Source organism: Marinobacter sp. M1C (assembly GCF_023314135.1).
Lineage (GTDB): Bacteria > Pseudomonadota > Gammaproteobacteria > Pseudomonadales > Oleiphilaceae > Marinobacter.
The window spans coordinates 1,200,093-1,217,865 of the sequence record NZ_CP092289.1 but is presented as its reverse complement, the minus strand read 5'-3'; the positions used below and the strand labels follow the sequence as shown (position 1 = coordinate 1,217,865).

Sequence of the window (17,773 nt, the reverse complement as noted above, 5' to 3'; positions counted from 1 at the left end):
CACTGGAAGTTCTGCCAACACGGATCGTTAATTCGAAAATAAATCTGTCCCAAGAAGGCTGCGAAGCAAAGTCAAAAAACAAAACGCGCTGCCGTTGCCGCTGAAAACATACCATAATCAAGGCTATGCCTTCACGGCGCTCATTCACAACTCTGGCGGGCCAGCCTGATGGCAAACCCACACACACATGAAGCTGCCAGGCACTACTCGTTGCGGCTGGCCTGGCGCTGGTTCTGCTAATCAGCTGGGTGACATTGTCTGCCAAACGCTTGCGGTTTTCACCCTGGAACTGACCACTCCCCTCGGGCAGCGATGTTGTACGCCCCATTGAGATCCGCGTGGTAACGCTTTCCCGAAGCGAACAACAGCACCAACGAACTTCTCAGCGCAATGTACAAATAACTGAACCCATAAAATAGAAACCCCTCCCCGACTTTCACCGGGGAGGGGTTTTAAACGAACCGACTAAACTGTATTTTTATTCTTTGATTGGCAAAACAACCATAGAGCGCCATGCTTGCCGTAGCACCCATTCATACACGACAAACACCATCAAAAACGCTAGCAACATCAACACTTCCGGAACCTTATACAGTTCACCAATCAAACCGACAAAGGCCATTATCATCGCCAGAAGTGTGACTAAAATTAGAGTTTCTTTGTCGCTCAACCCTGCACGCAAAAAAATATGATGCAGATGGTCACGGCCTGCTGTCATCACCGACTGCCCGCGGCTTAAGCGGCGAATCATCACGGCCACCATGTCCATCAACGGTACCGCAATAATCCACAGTGCCGTTACCGGGCGAATAGCCGGCGCATCTTGGCTAACTCCCTCAGCCAACAACCACACAACGGAAAAGCCGATGAACATCGAACCTGCATCACCCATGAAAACTTTGCAGCGCCAAGGGCCTATGCGCAAATTTGCCATCAGGTAAGGCACCATCGCCAATGCCAGACCCGCTGCGAACATAGTTTCCACCAACATACTGCTGTTAGCAGCATACAATGCAATCAAAGAAACCAGTGTTATCAGCGTCAAACTACCCGCCAGGCCGTCAATGCCGTCGGTCATATTAAACGCATTAGTGGCACCAATAATCGCGGCAATGGTCAAAAATGGCCCCACCCACCCCAACTCAATCATCCCAAACCCAACCAAATCCCCAAGATGCGTAATGTGCACCCCCGAGTAAATCACCAGCACAGCGCCCAATACCACTTGAATCAGCAGGCGGAACCGCGCCGACAGGTCACGCGCATCGTCCAGAGCACCCACTACCATCAGCAACAGCGCGCACAGCCAGAACACCACGTATTCAGACATCAGCGGCATCCACAAAAACCACGCCGACAGCAAACCGACGAACACACTGATTCCGCCAACAAGCGGAACTGCGCCGACGTGCTGTTTACGCTCGCAAGGCGTATCTAATAAACCCATCGCGGGCGCAAGCGCTTTAAACACCATCAATGCCAAAAACGCAGCACCTATCGCTGTCGAAAGAAAAAAAAGCGTATTCATAATGCAACTACCAAACGTTGCGGGTGCCTGGCCATATACCAGGGCACGGCCACAGCCAGACCGGTAAAAATGTTGTGGCTAGGCTTGTATCCCAGACAGCGGGAGATTTTGGAGGTATCCGCCTGCGAATGGCGCACATCGCCGGCGCGGAAGTCGTTGTAAACCGGTTCTTGCTTGTAATGAATGCCGTTAATTGCCAACACTTTGGCAATTACATCGAAGAGCTGGATCAACGACGTGCAATCGCCAATGGCAACGTTATAAACCTCGTTTTTATAACTTTCTTCCGCTGTAGCGGCCAAAATATTGGCCTGCACCGCGTTGGCCACAAAACAGAAATCGCGAGACGTTTCACCATCACCATTAATATTCACTGGATTATCCGCCAGCATGGCGTCTGTCCACTTTGGGATAACCGCCGCACACAGGCCATTGGGATCTTGGCGCGGACCGAACACATTGAAATACCGCAGCCCTATGCAATTAAATTTGTAACTGTGCGCAAATACCGCCGCGTATTGCTCGTTAACCAGTTTGGTCACTGCGTAAGGCGACAAAGGCTGACCAATCTGGTCTTCGACTTTTGGCAACGCCGGATGATCACCATAGGTGGAACTAGACGCGGCGTAGGTAAAACTTGATACGCCTTCCTCTTGGGCAGCCACCAACACATTCAAAAAGCCAGTGATGTTGGCGTTATGGGTATTAATAGGATCCGCTAGGGAGCGCGGCACCGAACCCAGCGCCGCTTGGTGCAGAACATGGTCCACACCATTCACCGCGTCTTTGCAGGTCTGCAGATCGCAGATGTCACCTTCGATAAACAGGAAATTTTTCCATTGCATCGGCTCAAACAAATTCCGCACTTCGGCCAGATTTTTCGGGTGCCCGGTTGCGTAGTTGTCCAGTCCCACCACAGACTGGCCATTCTCCAGCAGCCACTGCAGCAAATGAGAGCCAATAAAACCGGCTACGCCAGTCACTAACCACACCTTAGGGTTCTCCCTAAGGTGGTTACGGCGGATTAAAAACGCATTCATCATCAGATCATCCTTATCAAAATGCAGTCGACATCGGCTTATAAACCTAAAAAAGAATACATAAGTTCATTATGAGTAGAATACATTGCGACAATTACTCGTTTCAAGTACTTTTTAGGCAAAAAAATGCCGCCAAATTAATGACAGAGAGGAAAAAAGAAAAAGGGGACAGATTTCAAATCTGTCCCCTTTTAAAAAATGAATCTGCCCCCGCTTTATACCAGGCGCCCAACCCACTCCTTCAGCGCCGCAGCGCTGTCATCCAGCGCCCTGGCCGACGGCAACCATAGCCGCCAGCGCGGTGCGGGATAGGCACTGTGGTCCGTCGCTACGGCAATCACCTCTAATCCCACCCCCTGAAACAACGCCAACGCGCGGGACATGTGCAAAGCCGAGGTCACCAGCAACACCCGATCAATCTGCCGTTTTGCCAAAATTTCGCGTACAAACACCGCATTCTCGCCCGTGGTACGGCTTCGTTCCTCCAACACCATTGCCGAAGCAGGCACTCCAAAATCCGCTAACAGAATGCGCATCGCCTCTGCCTCTGACATGCGGCTAAACCGATCGTCGCTGCCACCCGCCAGCACCAACAATGGCACCTTACCCGCATGAAAAAGCCTGGCCGCATGCCACACCCGGTCGGCACTGCTCCCCAGGTCTGGATAATCCTCCTGATAACTCGCAGGGCGAACACCCCCACCCAACACCACAGCTGCTGCAGCACTGGGCAACTGCTTCATCGTCAACGCAGGGTAAGGCGCCTCCAGATGTTGCTGCGCCCACAAACTCACCACCGGTAAAGACCAGCCCCACAGCCACAACAATGCAAACAACCCGCACGCCATCGCCAGGCGACGGAAACGCAAAGCCGAACACAGCAAAGCAAAGCTTCCCAAGAGCAACGCACTGCCCAGTGGGGAAATTAAAAATATGACGAGTTTTGACATAAAAAACATACGGGTACCCGATAGCTACACGGAGGATTAAATTCTTCAATCGACGTTGGCGCGGTACCAGGGCATCGCTTTGGTTATGCCCTCTTGAATCGGAAATTCGGGCACATATCCCAAGTTGTCTTTAGCTTTTTCAATACTGGCCTGGGAGTGCCGAACATCACCCACCCGAAACTCTCGATACACCGGCTGTTTTTCGTAAGGGCGCCCAAGAATTGTCAGTGCGCGTGCGAGAGATTCAAACAAAATATTCAGCGTGGTTCGGTCACCAAAAGCAACGTTGTAAACCTCGCCCCTTGCAGCCTCGTGTGCAGTCGCCGCCAAAAGATTCGCCTGCACCGCGTTCTCGATAAAACAAAAATCCCGACTGGTTTCGCCATCGCCATTCACATAGACCGACTCGCCCGCAATCATGGCCGCAGCCCACTTGGGAATAACCGCCGCATAGGCCCCATTTGGATCCTGGCGCTGGCCAAACACATTGAAATAGCGCAGCCCCGTAGCCTTAAACCCATAGGTGCGCGCAAACACGTCGGCGTAGAGTTCATTCACATACTTGGTCACCGCGTAGGGCGACAGCGGCTTACCAATCACACCCTCTACCTTGGGCAAGGCGGAGTGATCGCCATAAGTAGAGCTGGATGCGGCATAAGTAAAACTCTGCACCCCGGCATCCCGCGCCGCCACGAGCATATTAAGAAAACCGGAAACGTTAGCAGCATTGGTGGCAATGGGGTCATTAATAGAGCGTGGAACAGAACCCAAAGCAGCTTGATGGAGCACATAATCGACTCCCCTACAAGAGATCTGACAATCCACCAGATTGCCAATATCCCCTTCCATAAACCGAAACCTTGCCCACTGCGACTCAGTGACCAGGGACTGCACCTCATCCAGATTGTGCTGGTGCCCTGTGGCAAAGTTATCAAGACCCACAACGGTTTGGTCGAGCTTCAGCAAGTGCTCCAACAGATTAGAGCCAATGAAACCGGCTATACCAGTGATTAACCAGATTTTAGGAGTACCGGCCAGCGTATTTTTTAGTTCTTGATACTTTGTCATAAAATCCTCATGCAGAAAAAATTAAGATAGGCATTTACGAGCCAATTTTCACTAATTCGGTCCAGATGGCGGGCTGATAATAGCGTCTAGGCACATTGCTGTGGGATAGGAATAAAGTTGGTAACTAAAAGTTGCTGTAGGGCACGCATTTTAACCTCAACATCGACGTGACGAAAATAAAGTTGGTAACTTTGGAGTCGGCCCAAGTAGCAGAGCTGGCACTGCATGATAATAAAGTCGGTAACTATTAAAACTTGGCTGGCACGACGAATTCCAGCTTCCAATTTCAGGCTAAGACTCTGGTTACCTCGTTAATATGATTTCCAGCATTCCCCAGCCTGTATCCAGAGTGAATTTGGCAAGCTTCGTTTTCGTCATGGCCAGGGAATTCACATTTACAGGGTAAACACTTGCTTTCTACATCCCTACTAAATGTGGCATAATACTGCCATGCGTATAATGTTGCGCGTATTTGACGGTTACTGGAGGATCAATCATGAGTACGGCCGTAGCATTAAAGGAGATGTCGCAGCCCTTCTATGAAGAATTGGGGCGCTCTATTGCTTTGGCTCGGGGCACGGAAAGTGGCAGCGAACTTTCTGACCGCGTTGATATATCACGGCGGACGCTGACGAAAATTGAAAAGGGTGATCCTTCGGTAGCATTTGGCAGTTACTGTGCTGTCGCTCAGGCATTAGGTCTTCAGTGGCTGTTTGATTTGGTCATGACCTCGCCTGCGTCCAATCCTTCGGTTCCACAGCACTACCTCACCGGGGCCTCAGCACTATCACTGGCTAAAGAAGGCGAAATGCCGGCGCTCTGGTATTCATCATCATTGTCCAATCCAAGTCGTTGGCAGATAGCCGGTGCAGGCATCAATGGCGCCAGTCATCTTTTCGGGGCTCATGAGCTCTGGGATGCGACAGAAGAAATCAAAAGTCTCGGGGTCAAGGTTGCACGGATCTGGTCAGCGACACATGAGCGTGCGTTGTTCGATCTGATGTATCACTTCTTCGAAGTGCGCCAGAAACCAATGCCTAACATCCAAGTCAGCGATATCGATGATGTGGTGAACATGGGCAAGGTTCAGCAGTGGGTGAAGGACTTTCGCCCGTTCCTGTCTTCTAAGGGGGCAAGCACGATGCTCAAGTGGATAAATCATTAGGGTGGTGGCCATGAAACTGTCTGAGCGCGAAAAAGCCCACGCAAAGATCATGAGGGCGATCTGTGAGGTAATCGGAGCGGGAAATAAGCCTTTGGTGCTGAAGGGTGGCACCGCCTTGATGCTCTGCTACCAGATAGACCGGTTCAGTGAGGGTTTGGACTTCGATCTTTTGCGTGAACTGAAAACGCACCTGAACCTTGAAAGCATTTGTAAGGATGGCCTGAAAAAACTTAACAAGCAGGGAGAAGGAATTGAGCTGAGTAAATTTGCTGATCTCAAAATGACTGATACAACCCATCGTGCTCGCGCCTTATTCAAATTGCCGGGGGAAAAGATGCCGGTAAGTGTGAAGCTGGAGATTTCGGCCAGACGGTTACCTGATCCGAGTGTTGTCCAAGAGCTAAACGGTATCAGGGTTTACAACATTGACGAGATAGCCCGACTCAAGTTACTCGCGGCTCAAGCAAACCCGGAGATGCCGTATCGAACAGCAGCAAGGGATCTGCACGACTTGGCGTTTATTGCCAGTGAGTACGAAGATGATCTGTCGGATGAAACCATTAGCGATCTTGAGGTCTTTTTTGCGGATACTGAAGCGCTTATGATGCGCTACGCAGACGCCTATAAGGTGGATAGTATTCTGAATGGGCGCCTTTATGGTGATCTGGATGTTATCGAGAAGTGGAATGATAACCGCGGGGACGACAGCAATTTGATCTTGTTTCAGCCCTGAGTGATTCTATTGTGAATGGGGTGCTTTATGGTCAAAACCATCGCTCGACCAGCGAATCCTTTGCGCCACGGGAACCATAGTGTCGCCAGAAAAAACAGCGTCGAGGTTGACGTACATAACCACCGGGAAAGAGTTACCAACTCTATAATATTGTTACCGACTTTATTACGATTCCACAATTGCTGTCAGAGTGTATTAAAGTTTGATAAAAATAACCCGCAATTTCACGCATTTTCAACATTCAAAGATGTGAAAGTTTGATACTTTTTCGTCCTAGCCGCACGATACTCTAATCAACCGCTGACAATAAAGTTTGATAAAACTTAGATTCTATTCTTATTCCTCAACACACCGCGCTGTTCATGCTGAATGTACATTGGATAAGTGGACACTATTCTGACGGCGACAGCGCTAAGCTCATGCATTCAGAGCCCACTTTGCTGCAGTAAAGTAACCTCTTGCCCCATCAGCGCCAACCCATGCAACCTTACAACTCAAGACGATTTTGATTTTAAAACATCGAGTCCAATCACATACGTCTTGAAAGCAAACCAAATCGGTCATTACTCCCTGGGCTGAGCCAACAAACCACAGGCTCTTTCAGCTAAGGTTTTGATAACTTGAGAGGGGTAATTGCTTGTATTAAAGCCTAGAGCAACCTGGATTGATGCTCAGAAGACTCCAGCTGATACCCCATCGCCTTGTAGCCTTTCTCTCGTTTTCGGAACATGCGCTCAAGCATGGGTAGGCCAGTATCCAAGTAGTCATAGACAGTGACTTCCTGCTTGCCGTCAACATCCCGATGGATTCTGCCAGCGTACTGCGACAGCGTTCCCTTCCAGGCGATGGGCAGAGCTAAAAATAAAGTGTCCAGTCGAGGCAAGTCAAAACCTTCTCCGATGAATTTTCCGGTTGCAACGACAACCTGTGCTTCATGTAACTGCGCGTCCGTCGCCCGGCGCTCTCTGACACGCATCCCTCCTCGCAACACGACCGACGAGACGGATTCAGCCTCCAGCAGCTTTGCCAGCGTCTCAGCATGCTCTCGTCGTTCAGTCAGCAGAAGGCAGTTTGCCTGGTTTTGCGCACAGCGTACGACATCCTGAACAATGCCCTGATTCCGGGCGTTACTCTCGGCAAGCCAACGGTAAACTGATGCTATGTGAGGCCGCTGACCAGACTGGCAGATGTCAATGGGGGGCATTTCGTGACGCTCTCGAACGATAACGCGTTGGACAAACCGGGAACCATGATCAGCCCGGACTTTATGGCGAACGGGTCCCGCAACCATAAACATGATTTTTTGGTGGCCATCCTGGCGGTCAGGCGTTGCAGTAAGGCCTACGACATATCGGGCGCAGACTTCGTTTAGCAGCATCTCATAACGGGGAGCTGAGATATGGTGACATTCATCGATGATGATCTGGCCATATTCCCGGACTAGGTTTAACACCGTATTGTCGTTCTTATTAATCAGGCTTTGATAGGTTGCAACGTCGATCTGACCGGTAGGTTTCTTCTTGCCACCGCCAATTACCCCCACGGAGGCGCCTTCAAGGAAGGTTTCCAGGCGCTCCTTCCATTGATCAAGCAATTGGCGACTGTGAGTGAGGATCAGTGTGTTGACCTGCCGCTTGGCCACAATGCCAATGGCGGTTACGGTTTTGCCGAAAGCGGTCGGAGCATGAAGTATTCCGGTATCGTGGGCGGCAAGCAACTTTACAGCCGCCTTCTGATCACCACGCAACGTTGCTTTCAGGCTGACAGCCTCCAGAGGCTGTCCTTGGGTCCTGCGATCATCGATGTCTACCGTTATACCTTGTTCCAGCAATAATACTTGAAGCTCATCAAAGCAGCCTCTCGGTACCGAGAGATAACCTTGCTCAATCCGGGCACAGGATATGTAGCGAGGGATTCCGTGAGTTGAGAAACGAAGTGCCTGGGTTTTGAAAAATACCGGATTGGCAAAACTCGCCATGCGCTTAATTCGCGCAGCCAGCTTCCCCGGTAGGTCTGACAACTTGATGTATATGTGATTGGCCAGAGTGAGCGTGATGATCTCAGGGCATCCTGAAATCATATCAGTCCCGACCGTTAACGACTGTTCCCACGGCAACACCACCTCTTCTCTAACTTCAGTTCCAGGCTCATTTCCGACCATCTCTCCAAGCTGGACCGGTGAAAGTGTCTTTTGCCGACTGAGTTGTGCCCACTGATCCGAGTAAGGATTTAGCTCATCATCGACGAAAACAGTACATCCACGACTTCGCGCCTGATGTTGAAGCGGAAGAGCAATCAAATTGCCAAACCCACCATCGGGCATCGTGTCCTGGTTGGGAAATAAACGGTCATAGGACTCAAAGGACAAGCCCGGGTGGCGTTCCATGGCTTGATCCAGCAGCTTGAACCCCAAAGCCCTCGCAGACCAGGCCGGTACGGCGTCCGAAAAGAAGACCCATAGGTGTGCACCAGCACCGGAGCGGGAGACCTCAACAAGATAAGGGATGCCTTCACCACGACAAGCTTGGGCCAACGCACGAACGTCCGCCCTCCAGTCCTCCTTATCAAAATCTACAGCCAGGAGATAACAGGAACTGTTCGGCAACAAAGGATATAACCCAACCACATGCTTGCCGGACAAGTGGTCATACACCGCATTGAAATCCAGAGGCTTGAAATTTTTGTGCGGGCACTCCCCGCACTTGATCCGGGGTTTCTGACAGATGCCCGGTACCCACTCATTCTCACAGGCAACAGCATAACCGGAACGGCCACCATAACCCTGCCAGCGAAACGCATAGACATCGCTCCTGCCACGAAAGAGCTTCTGGAACAGTTCGGCTTTTTGAACGGGTGTTAGCTGCGCTCCTGCGGGACGTTGCGCAATGCGATAAAGCTCATTTCTCCGGGAAAGAAGGGCTGCCTTTTCCTTCTCAAGCTCGGATAACTTCAGTGCAATGGCTGCGAGCTCTTCTTCCATTCGGATACTTGACTCCTAACAAGTGAAACCCACCCATTCAGTAATAGTAGCCCGGCGACCTTAGTTCCGAGGTGTCCAGAATAGCATCGGATACCGCTACCAATGGGTCAATGCAATCTGCTTTTATCCGCGCCCAGCTAATCCAGACCGTAAGCTTCTCGCTTAGCTCGCCATTCCTGACCGCAGACTGTTCTACCGCATCGATATATTGTCGTAACCGTTCGGTTTTCAGCCACTGCGCAGCGTTCGTCTTCAATCTCTCAAGTTGTTCCAGCTCAAGTTTGCCAAACTCCACTTGGCGGTCATGCCGATCTTTTGCATCTTGCCACGCCAAGCGTCTGCATTCCTGTTCCTCAGCCCGGATACGATGCTCTTCAATCAGATCCAATGCGCCAGCAACAACTTGGTGTAGCCTTTGCTCCAACAAGGTTTTCGGTGTATGAATAATAACGTTTGATAAATATTTGGCCCTAACCACCTATAAGGTTCACCCAGAGCTGGCGAGATCCCAGCCTCTGACTCTGTTCTTGGATAGATCAAGAACTCAAAATTCGAGTGGTTTCCCTCCATAAAAGATTAAGAGAGCCAAACAAGTTTTTGCCGGACAAATTGCCGGTCACTTGGCCGGACAGTAAAACAGCAAATATGACCAGATAAAACGGAGCTCCAAAAAACTGGAAATGGTGTCAGTGCCTATTTATAATGGCTCCAAGGCAAATATATTGCCGTCAGCGGGAACTCTGTGCCGCTGCTGGCAACCGGTCAGAATACCGGACAAATACCCGGACAAACTGCCGGTCAGAAACTCAGAATCACTACACGAATTAAGGTATCAGATGACATCCTGGATGAGTGCCGCGCCTTTTGCGCCAAACGAGAAATCCTGTACGGAAGAGGGGCTTCTCGATCTGGCCAGCATCCTGAACAGGAAGGCCGCTCAGGTCGCCGGCCAGCTTGAGCCGGAGACAGCGGATACGTTGCGCCGGCACATGGCTGTCATCAACTCGTACTACAGCAATCTGATTGAAGGCAATCGAACCCTTCCTCACCAGATCCGCGAGGCCCAGCGGGGAAATTTTGAGGACGATCCGGTTGCTCGGGACAAACAGATTGAGTCTCTTTCCCACATCGACGTACAGGCGTGGATAGCTTCTGAGGATCGGAGTCTGGGAGAAGTTATTTCCGTGGACTTCATCAAAGAGCTGCATCGCCGATTCTACAGGGACTTGCCTAGCGATCTTAAAAAGGTCGAGCTGGATGAAACGGGGGAAGTCGCCTGGGTTGAGGGTGGAAAGTTCAGGGATCGAGGGGTAAAGGTTGGTCGGCACATACCGCCTGATGCCGAACACCTGGAACAGCTAATGACGCAGTTCTGCAACGAATATAAAAGCGTCAGACACCAAGGTGATCGACGTCTGATCGCAATCGCAGCTGCACACCACCGATTCCTCTGGATCCACCCATTCCTGGATGGCAATGGCCGAGTTGTTCGTCTTTGGACGGATGCGGCATTCCGGGCGGCTGGACTGGAAAGCGTAGGCGTCTGGTGTTTGAGCCGTGGGCTTGCGATTTACTCCGAGAAGTACAAAAGCAACTTGGCTCAAGCTGACGCCGTCCAGCAGGGCCAAACCGATGGCAGAGGCCCGCTCAGTGAGCTTGGTCTGGCCCGATTCTGTCATTTCGTTCTGGACACCTCCGTTGACCAAGTCAGCTATATTTCAGAACTTCTGAACCTGAAATCGATGAAACGTCGAATCGAAGACTTCGTGGCGAGCAGGGATGACCTGAAACCCGCTTCTATATGGGTTCTGTATCAGGCGTTCATTCAGGGATCGATCTCAAGGTCTGATGCCCTGACATTAACTGGGGAGCGTGATGAGCGGACTGCCCGGCGACTGCTTAAAAAGCTTCGCGATCAAGGCTTGCTGGTCGATGCAGACCCAAAGGATAGTCGCTCGCCACTTCTTTGGTCTGTTCCGGAACATGCTGAGCCAGTCTATTTCCCCAAACTCTCACCCCAGTAGGTGGTTCCATGGAAAAGCCCGACCCCGAGGGGCTCTACCCCATTACTGCGAACATTTCTGCGGAGTATTCCAAGACTTTAATGGCTTAAAAATTGGCGAAAGAGGGGCCGAGAAAGTTCGCTTTTGTTTAGGTATTGCCTGGGATGCGGGGAGCTGAAGAAATAACTCGCGTGAATCCGGTGGCTGCCGGCGCCTGCTTCGGATAATCTTTACCAGACGTTAGCTTCTGGCGCCAATAAACGAATTGATGATAAATCAGCGACTGTTGCTTGCAGAAAGCATTGCCAGACAAGTCGGTCACTTCCCAATCGTTAATCTGCTGCTGCCAGAAGTGCACTTTTTCGGTTGGGTCATACTGAATCCTCGTGGAATGAATGAGGCGTTCAGTGTGTGCAATTACCGAGCTGGGGTGTAGGTGCTGAGTTATGGGCGCTTACTACTCGCCCGACGGAAGCACTTCGGATTCGAACGATTTCACCCTGGCTGCTGAGTTCATGAACTTTGATGAACGGCTCATAGGCTTTGCCCACTCCCTTACCACGAGTCTTGAGTCGCTTTTCGTGGCTTGGGTCAATGCGTTTATTGGTGTCTGTCATGAAAAAGGCCCCCTACTAAGTTAGGAATGGCAGGAGACCTGTTTTTATCAAACTTTAATATAAATTATCAAAATTTATTATGATTTATCAAACTTTAATATACTCTGACAATTGCCCAAACTACGATTTAACGAATCACTCCACCGTAACGCTCTTTGCCAAGTTACGGGGTTTGTCTACGTCGGTGCCTTTTACCAATGCTACGTGGTAAGCCAAAAGCTGGAGGGCGACTACATGCAGTACCGGTGATAAAAGCCCATAGTGTTCTGGTAACCGTAGAACCGAAATTCCGGGTTCCGCTTGAACCTGGCTGTTTGCATCGGCGAACACATACAGTTGGCCGCCGCGGGCCCGTACCTCTTGCATGTTGGCTTTCAGCTTCTCCAGCAGGCTGTCAGCGGGTGCCACCACAATCACCGGCATATCGGCATCCACCAAGGCTAAGGGCCCATGCTTTAACTCACCTGCCGGGTAGGCTTCGGCGTGGATGTAAGAAATTTCTTTCAGCTTCAAAGCGCCCTCAAGCGCTATCGGAAAATGATGCCCCCGGCCCAAAAACAGCGCGTGATGTTTACTGGCAAAGCTCTGCGCCAAGGCTTTGATCTCTGGATCCAGATCCAGCACTTTTTGCACCGCTACCGGCAAATGCCTAAGTTCATTGAGGTAATTCCGTTCAGCCTCAGCCGTCAGCGCGTTCTGAGCCCGGGCCAGCAGCAAAGTGAGTACGAATAGCGCAGACAACTGGGTGGTAAAGGCCTTAGTAGAAGCCACGCCAATTTCCGGCCCGGCCCGGGTAATAAAGCTCAACGCCGTCGCACGTACCAAAGATGACTCAGGCACATTGCAAATGGCCAGCGTATGGCAGTGCCCTTGAGCTTTCGCGTGCTCCAGCGCTGCCATGGTGTCGGCCGTCTCGCCAGACTGAGAAATCACCACCACTAACTGGCTTGGCCGGGCCACAGATATCCGATAGCGATACTCACTTGCCACTTCCACTTTGCACGGCAATCCAGCCACCGCCTCCAGCCAGTAAGCAGCAGTCAAGCCGGAGTAATAAGACGTGCCGCAGGCGAGTATCAGTACCGAATCTACCGCGTTCAAGATAACTCCAGCCTGGTTACCAAATACCTCGGCCTGTATACCCGCATCACCCGCCAGCAGCTCCAAGGTATTAGCAATGGCGCGGGGCTGCTCGAAGATTTCTTTTTGCATGTAATGGTCAAACTGACCCAGCGCAACTTCCGAGGCATCCACCGCAGACCGGGTAATCGCCCTAACTACGGCCCGGCCCTGCCTGTCTACCATCTCGACACCGCCTGGCGTAACGCAGGCAACATCACCGTTTTCCAGATAGATCAAATCCCGGGTGACCGCTACTAGCGCTGAGGCATCTGAGGCCGCGAAATATCCGTTTTCTCCGCGCCCCAGCATCAGCGGTGAACCTTCCCGCGCCAGAATCATTCTGTCTGGCTCTAAAACCCGAATGACAGCCAACGCATAAGCACCTTGCAGGCGGGTAACGGCATGCTGCACCGCCGTAAACACATCGCCGGCGCCCTGGCCAATTTTACCGTCTAGGCAGGCTTGAATCAGGTGCGCAATCGTCTCAGTATCCGTCTCTGAGCTAAACGTATAACCCAGCGATTCAAGCTGCCGCCGCAATGCTTCATGGTTCTCGATAATGCCGTTGTGCACAACCGCAAGTCCGCCCGACACGTGAGGGTGAGCATTACGCTCGGCCGGCACACCGTGAGTAGCCCAACGCGTATGAGCAATGCCAAGCCCGCCAGACACCACAGCCTTGGCCACCTCCGCCTCAAGGCGGGACACGCGCCCCATGGCGCGCACACGAATGAGACTCTCGTTCACCAACGCCAACCCGGCTGAGTCGTAACCGCGGTATTCCAGAGTTTTCAAGCCATCCAGCAAAAACGGCACCACATCCGCTGTGCTCAGCGCACCCACAATTCCACACATAGCGTAGAATCCTTGAAGATTGAAAGAGTTCCTGGCTCAGCCCAGAGAGTGAATAACAACAGGGTTTACACACTTGAATTGAAATCCGCCCCCTTTCAGCATCACCCCCAACCCCGGGGACAGATTTCAAATCTGTCCCCACTTTGCCACTCATCTTCCCTACAACCGCAAATCCGAAGCACCCAACGCCAGCACTCCCTTCAAATCAAACAACACCCCTCCCGGCTGCAGCAGCGCGCGGAAGTCGCCTTCAGACAGACAGGTGTATTGTTTATGAGCCACCGCAATCACCAAAGCGTTATAGGTACCAGGCTGCGGCTGTTCCACCAAACTAAGCCCATACTCGCGTTCAGCTTCGGCGTTGCTGGCCCAGCTGTCGGTCACGTCTATCTGGCAGCCGAATTCACCCAGTTCTTTGATCAGGTCCACCACTTTGGTGTTGCGCAGGTCTGGACAGTTTTCTTTGAAGGTCAGGCCCATGATCAACACGCGGGAGCCGGAGATGGTTTGGCCGTTGCGGATCATAGCTTTGACTAATTCGGCGGCGGAGTAGGCGCCCATGCCGTCGTTGATGCGGCGCCCGGCCAGGATGATTTCTGGGTGATAACCCACAGCCTGGGCTTTGTGGGTCAGGTAGTAGGGGTCTACCCCAATACAGTGCCCACCCACCAGGCCAGGTTTAAACGGCAGGAAGTTCCACTTGGTGCCGGCGGCGGCCAGTACTTCGTGAGTGTCGATGTTCATGCGCCTAAAGATCATCGCCAGTTCGTTCATCAGCGCGATGTTCACATCCCGCTGGGTGTTTTCAATCACTTTGGCGGCTTCCGCCACGCGAATAGAGCTGGCTTTGAAAGTACCTGCGGTGATCACATCGGCATACAGCTGGTCGACAAGCTCGGCAATCTCTGGCGTGGAACCTGCGGTGACTTTCCTGATGGTGGTTACCCGGTGTTCTTTATCACCTGGGTTGATGCGCTCCGGGCTGTAACCGGCAAAGAAATCCTTGTTAAATACTAAGCCAGAGACCCGCTCCAGCACCGGCACGCACACTTCTTCTGTCGCACCGGGGTAAACCGTGGATTCGTAAATCACGATATCGCCAGCTTTTAACACCTGGCCCACGGTTTCACTGGCTTTGATCAGCGGTGTTAAATCCGGGGCTTTGAACTCGTCAATGGGCGTTGGCACGGTGATGATGAACACCGAGCACTCACGCAGGTCTTCCAGTTCAGTGGTGAAAGACAACAACGACACCTCCGCCAGCTCTTCGCTGGAGACTTCCTGGGTAACATCCACACCGTCGCGCAGCTGTTGTACGCGGGTGGTGTTGATATCAAAACCGATCACCCGGCGCTTCATTCCAAACGCAGCGGCCAACGGCAGACCGACGTAACCCAGGCCAATTACAGCTATGGTTTGCGACATCACACTTCTCCAATTGTTAAAGAACAGGTTCGCCAGCGGCGTCCAGGCAAGACAAATACGCCCGTATCACAATGGCTTCATCAAACTCAGCTTCCATAAACGCCCGCGCCAATATTCCGGCGGCGGCCAATTGCCCGCGGGGGCGCGTTACAGCATCCAGCATTTGTTGGGCTAAGGAATTGGCGCTGCGCACCTCACACAGCCAGCCGGTTTCATCGGCGCGTATGGCGTGGCGGCAACCGGGCACGTCCGACACTATCGCGGGGCGGCCCATGGCGGCGGCTTCCAATACCGTGCGCGGCATGCCCTCGCGATAAGACGGCAACACCAACACGTGGGCCTGGCGAATAAACGGCTGTATGTCGTCGGTTTCACCGGCGTATTCCAGCTGGCCAGCGTTGACCCAGGCGGTCACTTCGTCGGCGGTAATGGCAGTGCGGTTGGAAATACCCAGCGGGCCCACCAACAGGCAACGAACATCCGGATGAGCCTTGCGTACCTGCGCGGCGGCACCGGCGTATTCACGCACGCCCTTATCACCCAGTAAGCGGGCCACCATCACAAAGGTCAGCGGGCCATCCGGCAAGGGTGAAAACGCAAAGCGGGTCAAATCCATACCAGAGCCCGGCAACACGGTGGTTGGCGTGGCCTTTAACAACCCATGGGCGTGAAACAGGCGGTGATCTTCCTGATTTTGAAAAAACACCCGCCGGGCGCCGCGATTGGCAAAGCCGTAAAGCGCCCGCACCCGGCGAAACAGCCAGCTGTCGTGAAGATATGCCGTACCCAGGCCCGATACATTGTTGGCGTAGGGAATCCCAAGCGCCCGGCACACCAGGCCAGAATAAATATTGGCCTTAACCGTGAAGTTGAAAACAAAGGCCGGCTGCAGGCGCCGAAGCGACAACCCCAAACCAAACAGACTTTTCGCCTCGCCCAGCAGGCGCGTGCCCTTGCCATCCAGATCCAGATGGCGGTGACACACCCCCAGTTCCGACTCCAGGCGTGCCGAAAAAGGATCCGTAGGCGACAAGGCCACCACCACATAACCGGCAGCTTTCAGGGCCGCAATCGTGCCCCGGCGAAAGTTATAGAGGTACCAGGAGGTGTTGGAGACAAGCACCACTGGGCCTCCGGTGGAAACCGGAAGTGCATTGAGGGACGTCATAAGAGAAGATTCAGAAAATTCAGAGGAAGGCCGGGAAACGGCCAGGGAATAATAGGGTTACTCGACAAACCAAACCAGCTGGTACGGCAACCAGAAATACGCGTGAGTCGCAAAATTCAACCAGACAAACTGCACCAGTGCGTAGTAAGCCACCACACCCAGCACAATCATGGAACGCCAGAACAGGTCGGTACTGATCAGATGCAAACGAGCAAATACAAACAACTGAATCGGGATCAGGTACAGCGCCACCCGATCCGTAGCGGTAGAAGACAACAGCACTAAAGGAATACAAATGATGGACAGCACAGACATCCACCACCAGAGCCTGCTGGCCGCCGGGTTCAAGCCAAGCCGATCGCGAAGCAGAACAAACAACAAGGCCGGTACTGCATTCATCATCACCCGGATAAAACCACCAGAGGATTGATAGTCCGCTTCCACATAGTTGGTCCAGAGTGCATCCGCAGAATCAAACAGAAACAGATAGCCCCCCAGCAAGGTCATCAGCCCCACCCAGAAGCCGATCCAAAGCCGGTTTCCGCCAGACGCCAGTGCAGCTACTGGAATCATCAACACGGCTGATTTGTGAAAGGCTGCTGCAATCAACACCCAGACAACAAACCCCCGTAACTTGCCGTCCCCCAGTGCCACCAACCCCAACAACACAAACCCCAACGCCGTAGCTTGCCGGGTATAACCCATGGCAACCACCATAATCAGGTAAGGAACAGCCACCAACAAAACCAACCAAGGCAGTGGCTGACGAAGCGCAAAACGAATCACCCCTGCCATTACCACCAACCCACAAAGGCCATTCACCCAGTAAATCGAACCGCCCAGGCTGCCAACCAGCCAGTTGACCAGGTAATAGCCCGGATCACCCTGCTCAAAAACCTCAAAAAAAGTCAGAGCCGCGCCGCGGTCAAGATACTTGAGGTAAGAACCCCAATCCCCGCCAACCTGGAACCGAAGCCCAATTGCCAGAGTAAACACAGCTCCAATAAGCCAAAAAACGTATCGTTGGGAGCGGGCATTAAGCACCCCGGGAGAAAAGACACCAACGGCAGGAATCAAAAACAATAACCAGTACAGAAGCATTCAGGTTCCATTCTCAAT

At 52.3% G+C, this 17,773-nt stretch carries 14 protein-coding genes; 3 read left to right on the top strand and 11 right to left on the bottom strand.

Annotated features, from left to right (window positions below):
• Positions 1-478: 478 nt before the first annotated feature.
• The 4 genes from wecA to MIH19_RS05945 form a co-directional block, all read right to left on the bottom strand.
• Positions 479-1,528, bottom strand: coding sequence for a UDP-N-acetylglucosamine--undecaprenyl-phosphate N-acetylglucosaminephosphotransferase (wecA, locus tag MIH19_RS05960; protein WP_249007990.1), 1,050 nt, complete (start codon positions 1,526-1,528; stop codon positions 479-481).
• Positions 1,525-2,568 carry an SDR family oxidoreductase gene (locus MIH19_RS05955; RefSeq protein ID WP_249008953.1) on the bottom strand — a complete coding sequence of 348 codons (1,044 nt, stop codon included), beginning with the start codon at positions 2,566-2,568 and terminating at the stop codon, positions 1,525-1,527. Before MIH19_RS05955 ends, wecA begins: the two co-directional genes overlap by 4 nt.
• Before the next feature lie 215 nt (positions 2,569-2,783).
• Positions 2,784-3,527 carry a YdcF family protein gene (locus MIH19_RS05950; protein ID WP_249007989.1) on the bottom strand — a complete coding sequence of 248 codons (744 nt, stop codon included), beginning with the start codon at positions 3,525-3,527 and terminating at the stop codon, positions 2,784-2,786.
• 36 nt (positions 3,528-3,563) lie between these two features.
• Positions 3,564-4,586, bottom strand: a complete 1,023-nt coding sequence (locus tag MIH19_RS05945) for an NAD-dependent epimerase/dehydratase family protein (protein ID WP_249007988.1) — start codon at positions 4,584-4,586, stop codon at positions 3,564-3,566.
• A gap of 496 nt (positions 4,587-5,082) precedes the next feature.
• On the opposite strand from MIH19_RS05945, the gene MIH19_RS05940 reads away from it, so the two are divergent.
• Both MIH19_RS05940 and MIH19_RS05935 read left to right on the top strand, forming a co-directional pair.
• The gene (locus tag MIH19_RS05940; RefSeq protein WP_249007987.1) at positions 5,083-5,751 is read left to right on the top strand and encodes a transcriptional regulator; all 669 of its coding nucleotides are present in this window, start codon (positions 5,083-5,085) and stop codon (positions 5,749-5,751) included.
• 10 nt (positions 5,752-5,761) lie between these two features.
• Positions 5,762-6,484 (top strand): nucleotidyl transferase AbiEii/AbiGii toxin family protein, encoded by a 723-nt coding sequence (locus MIH19_RS05935; protein WP_249007986.1) that lies wholly within the window; start codon positions 5,762-5,764, stop codon positions 6,482-6,484.
• 649 nt (positions 6,485-7,133) lie between these two features.
• On the opposite strand, the gene MIH19_RS05930 is transcribed toward MIH19_RS05935, so the two are convergent.
• Together MIH19_RS05930 and MIH19_RS05925 are read right to left on the bottom strand one after the other, a co-directional pair.
• Entirely contained in the window at positions 7,134-9,464 is a 2,331-nt protein-coding gene (locus MIH19_RS05930) for a DEAD/DEAH box helicase (RefSeq protein WP_249007985.1), read from the bottom strand.
• Between the two features lie 37 nt (positions 9,465-9,501).
• Positions 9,502-9,798 (bottom strand): hypothetical protein, encoded by a 297-nt coding sequence (locus tag MIH19_RS05925; RefSeq protein ID WP_249014199.1) that lies wholly within the window; start codon positions 9,796-9,798, stop codon positions 9,502-9,504.
• A gap of 502 nt (positions 9,799-10,300) precedes the next feature.
• On the opposite strand from MIH19_RS05925, the gene MIH19_RS05920 reads away from it, so the two are divergent.
• Positions 10,301-11,488 carry a Fic family protein gene (locus tag MIH19_RS05920; protein ID WP_249007983.1) on the top strand — a complete coding sequence of 396 codons (1,188 nt, stop codon included), beginning with the start codon at positions 10,301-10,303 and terminating at the stop codon, positions 11,486-11,488.
• 383 nt (positions 11,489-11,871) lie between these two features.
• Here MIH19_RS05920 and MIH19_RS05915 read toward each other — a convergent pair whose 3' ends face one another.
• The 5 genes from MIH19_RS05915 to MIH19_RS05895 form a co-directional block, all read right to left on the bottom strand.
• Positions 11,872-12,084: a hypothetical protein gene (locus MIH19_RS05915; RefSeq protein WP_249007982.1), complete on the bottom strand. Its 213-nt coding sequence runs from the start codon at positions 12,082-12,084 to the stop codon at positions 11,872-11,874.
• A gap of 135 nt (positions 12,085-12,219) precedes the next feature.
• Entirely contained in the window at positions 12,220-14,061 is a 1,842-nt protein-coding gene (gene glmS / locus MIH19_RS05910; protein ID WP_249007981.1) for a glutamine--fructose-6-phosphate transaminase (isomerizing), read from the bottom strand.
• Between the two features lie 159 nt (positions 14,062-14,220).
• Positions 14,221-15,486 (bottom strand): Vi polysaccharide biosynthesis UDP-N-acetylglucosamine C-6 dehydrogenase TviB, encoded by a 1,266-nt coding sequence (tviB, locus tag MIH19_RS05905; protein ID WP_249007980.1) that lies wholly within the window; start codon positions 15,484-15,486, stop codon positions 14,221-14,223.
• Between the two features lie 16 nt (positions 15,487-15,502).
• Positions 15,503-16,609 carry a glycosyltransferase family 4 protein gene (locus MIH19_RS05900; RefSeq protein ID WP_249007979.1) on the bottom strand — a complete coding sequence of 369 codons (1,107 nt, stop codon included), beginning with the start codon at positions 16,607-16,609 and terminating at the stop codon, positions 15,503-15,505.
• Between the two features lie 102 nt (positions 16,610-16,711).
• Positions 16,712-17,755, bottom strand: a complete 1,044-nt coding sequence (locus MIH19_RS05895; protein ID WP_249007978.1) for an EpsG family protein — start codon at positions 17,753-17,755, stop codon at positions 16,712-16,714.
• Positions 17,756-17,773 lie beyond the last annotated feature (18 nt).

What these genes read in the sequence shown, in the direction of transcription:
- MIH19_RS05955 (WP_249008953.1), bottom strand. Translation starts at nt 2,568, where the DNA reads ATGAATGCGTTTTTAATCCGCCGTAACCACCTTAGGGAGAACCCTAAG.
- MIH19_RS05930 (WP_249007985.1), bottom strand. Translation starts at nt 9,464, where the DNA reads ATGGAAGAAGAGCTCGCAGCCATTGCACTGAAGTTATCCGAGCTTGAG.
- tviB (WP_249007980.1), bottom strand. Translation starts at nt 15,486, where the DNA reads ATGTCGCAAACCATAGCTGTAATTGGCCTGGGTTACGTCGGTCTGCCG.
- MIH19_RS05935 (WP_249007986.1), top strand. Translation starts at nt 5,762, where the DNA reads ATGAAACTGTCTGAGCGCGAAAAAGCCCACGCAAAGATCATGAGGGCG.
- MIH19_RS05915 (WP_249007982.1), bottom strand. Translation starts at nt 12,084, where the DNA reads ATGACAGACACCAATAAACGCATTGACCCAAGCCACGAAAAGCGACTC.
- glmS (WP_249007981.1), bottom strand. Translation starts at nt 14,061, where the DNA reads ATGTGTGGAATTGTGGGTGCGCTGAGCACAGCGGATGTGGTGCCGTTT.
- wecA (WP_249007990.1), bottom strand. Translation starts at nt 1,528, where the DNA reads ATGAATACGCTTTTTTTTCTTTCGACAGCGATAGGTGCTGCGTTTTTG.
- MIH19_RS05950 (WP_249007989.1), bottom strand. Translation starts at nt 3,527, where the DNA reads ATGTTTTTTATGTCAAAACTCGTCATATTTTTAATTTCCCCACTGGGC.
- MIH19_RS05895 (WP_249007978.1), bottom strand. Translation starts at nt 17,755, where the DNA reads ATGCTTCTGTACTGGTTATTGTTTTTGATTCCTGCCGTTGGTGTCTTT.
- MIH19_RS05945 (WP_249007988.1), bottom strand. Translation starts at nt 4,586, where the DNA reads ATGACAAAGTATCAAGAACTAAAAAATACGCTGGCCGGTACTCCTAAA.
- MIH19_RS05940 (WP_249007987.1), top strand. Translation starts at nt 5,083, where the DNA reads ATGAGTACGGCCGTAGCATTAAAGGAGATGTCGCAGCCCTTCTATGAA.
- MIH19_RS05920 (WP_249007983.1), top strand. Translation starts at nt 10,301, where the DNA reads ATGACATCCTGGATGAGTGCCGCGCCTTTTGCGCCAAACGAGAAATCC.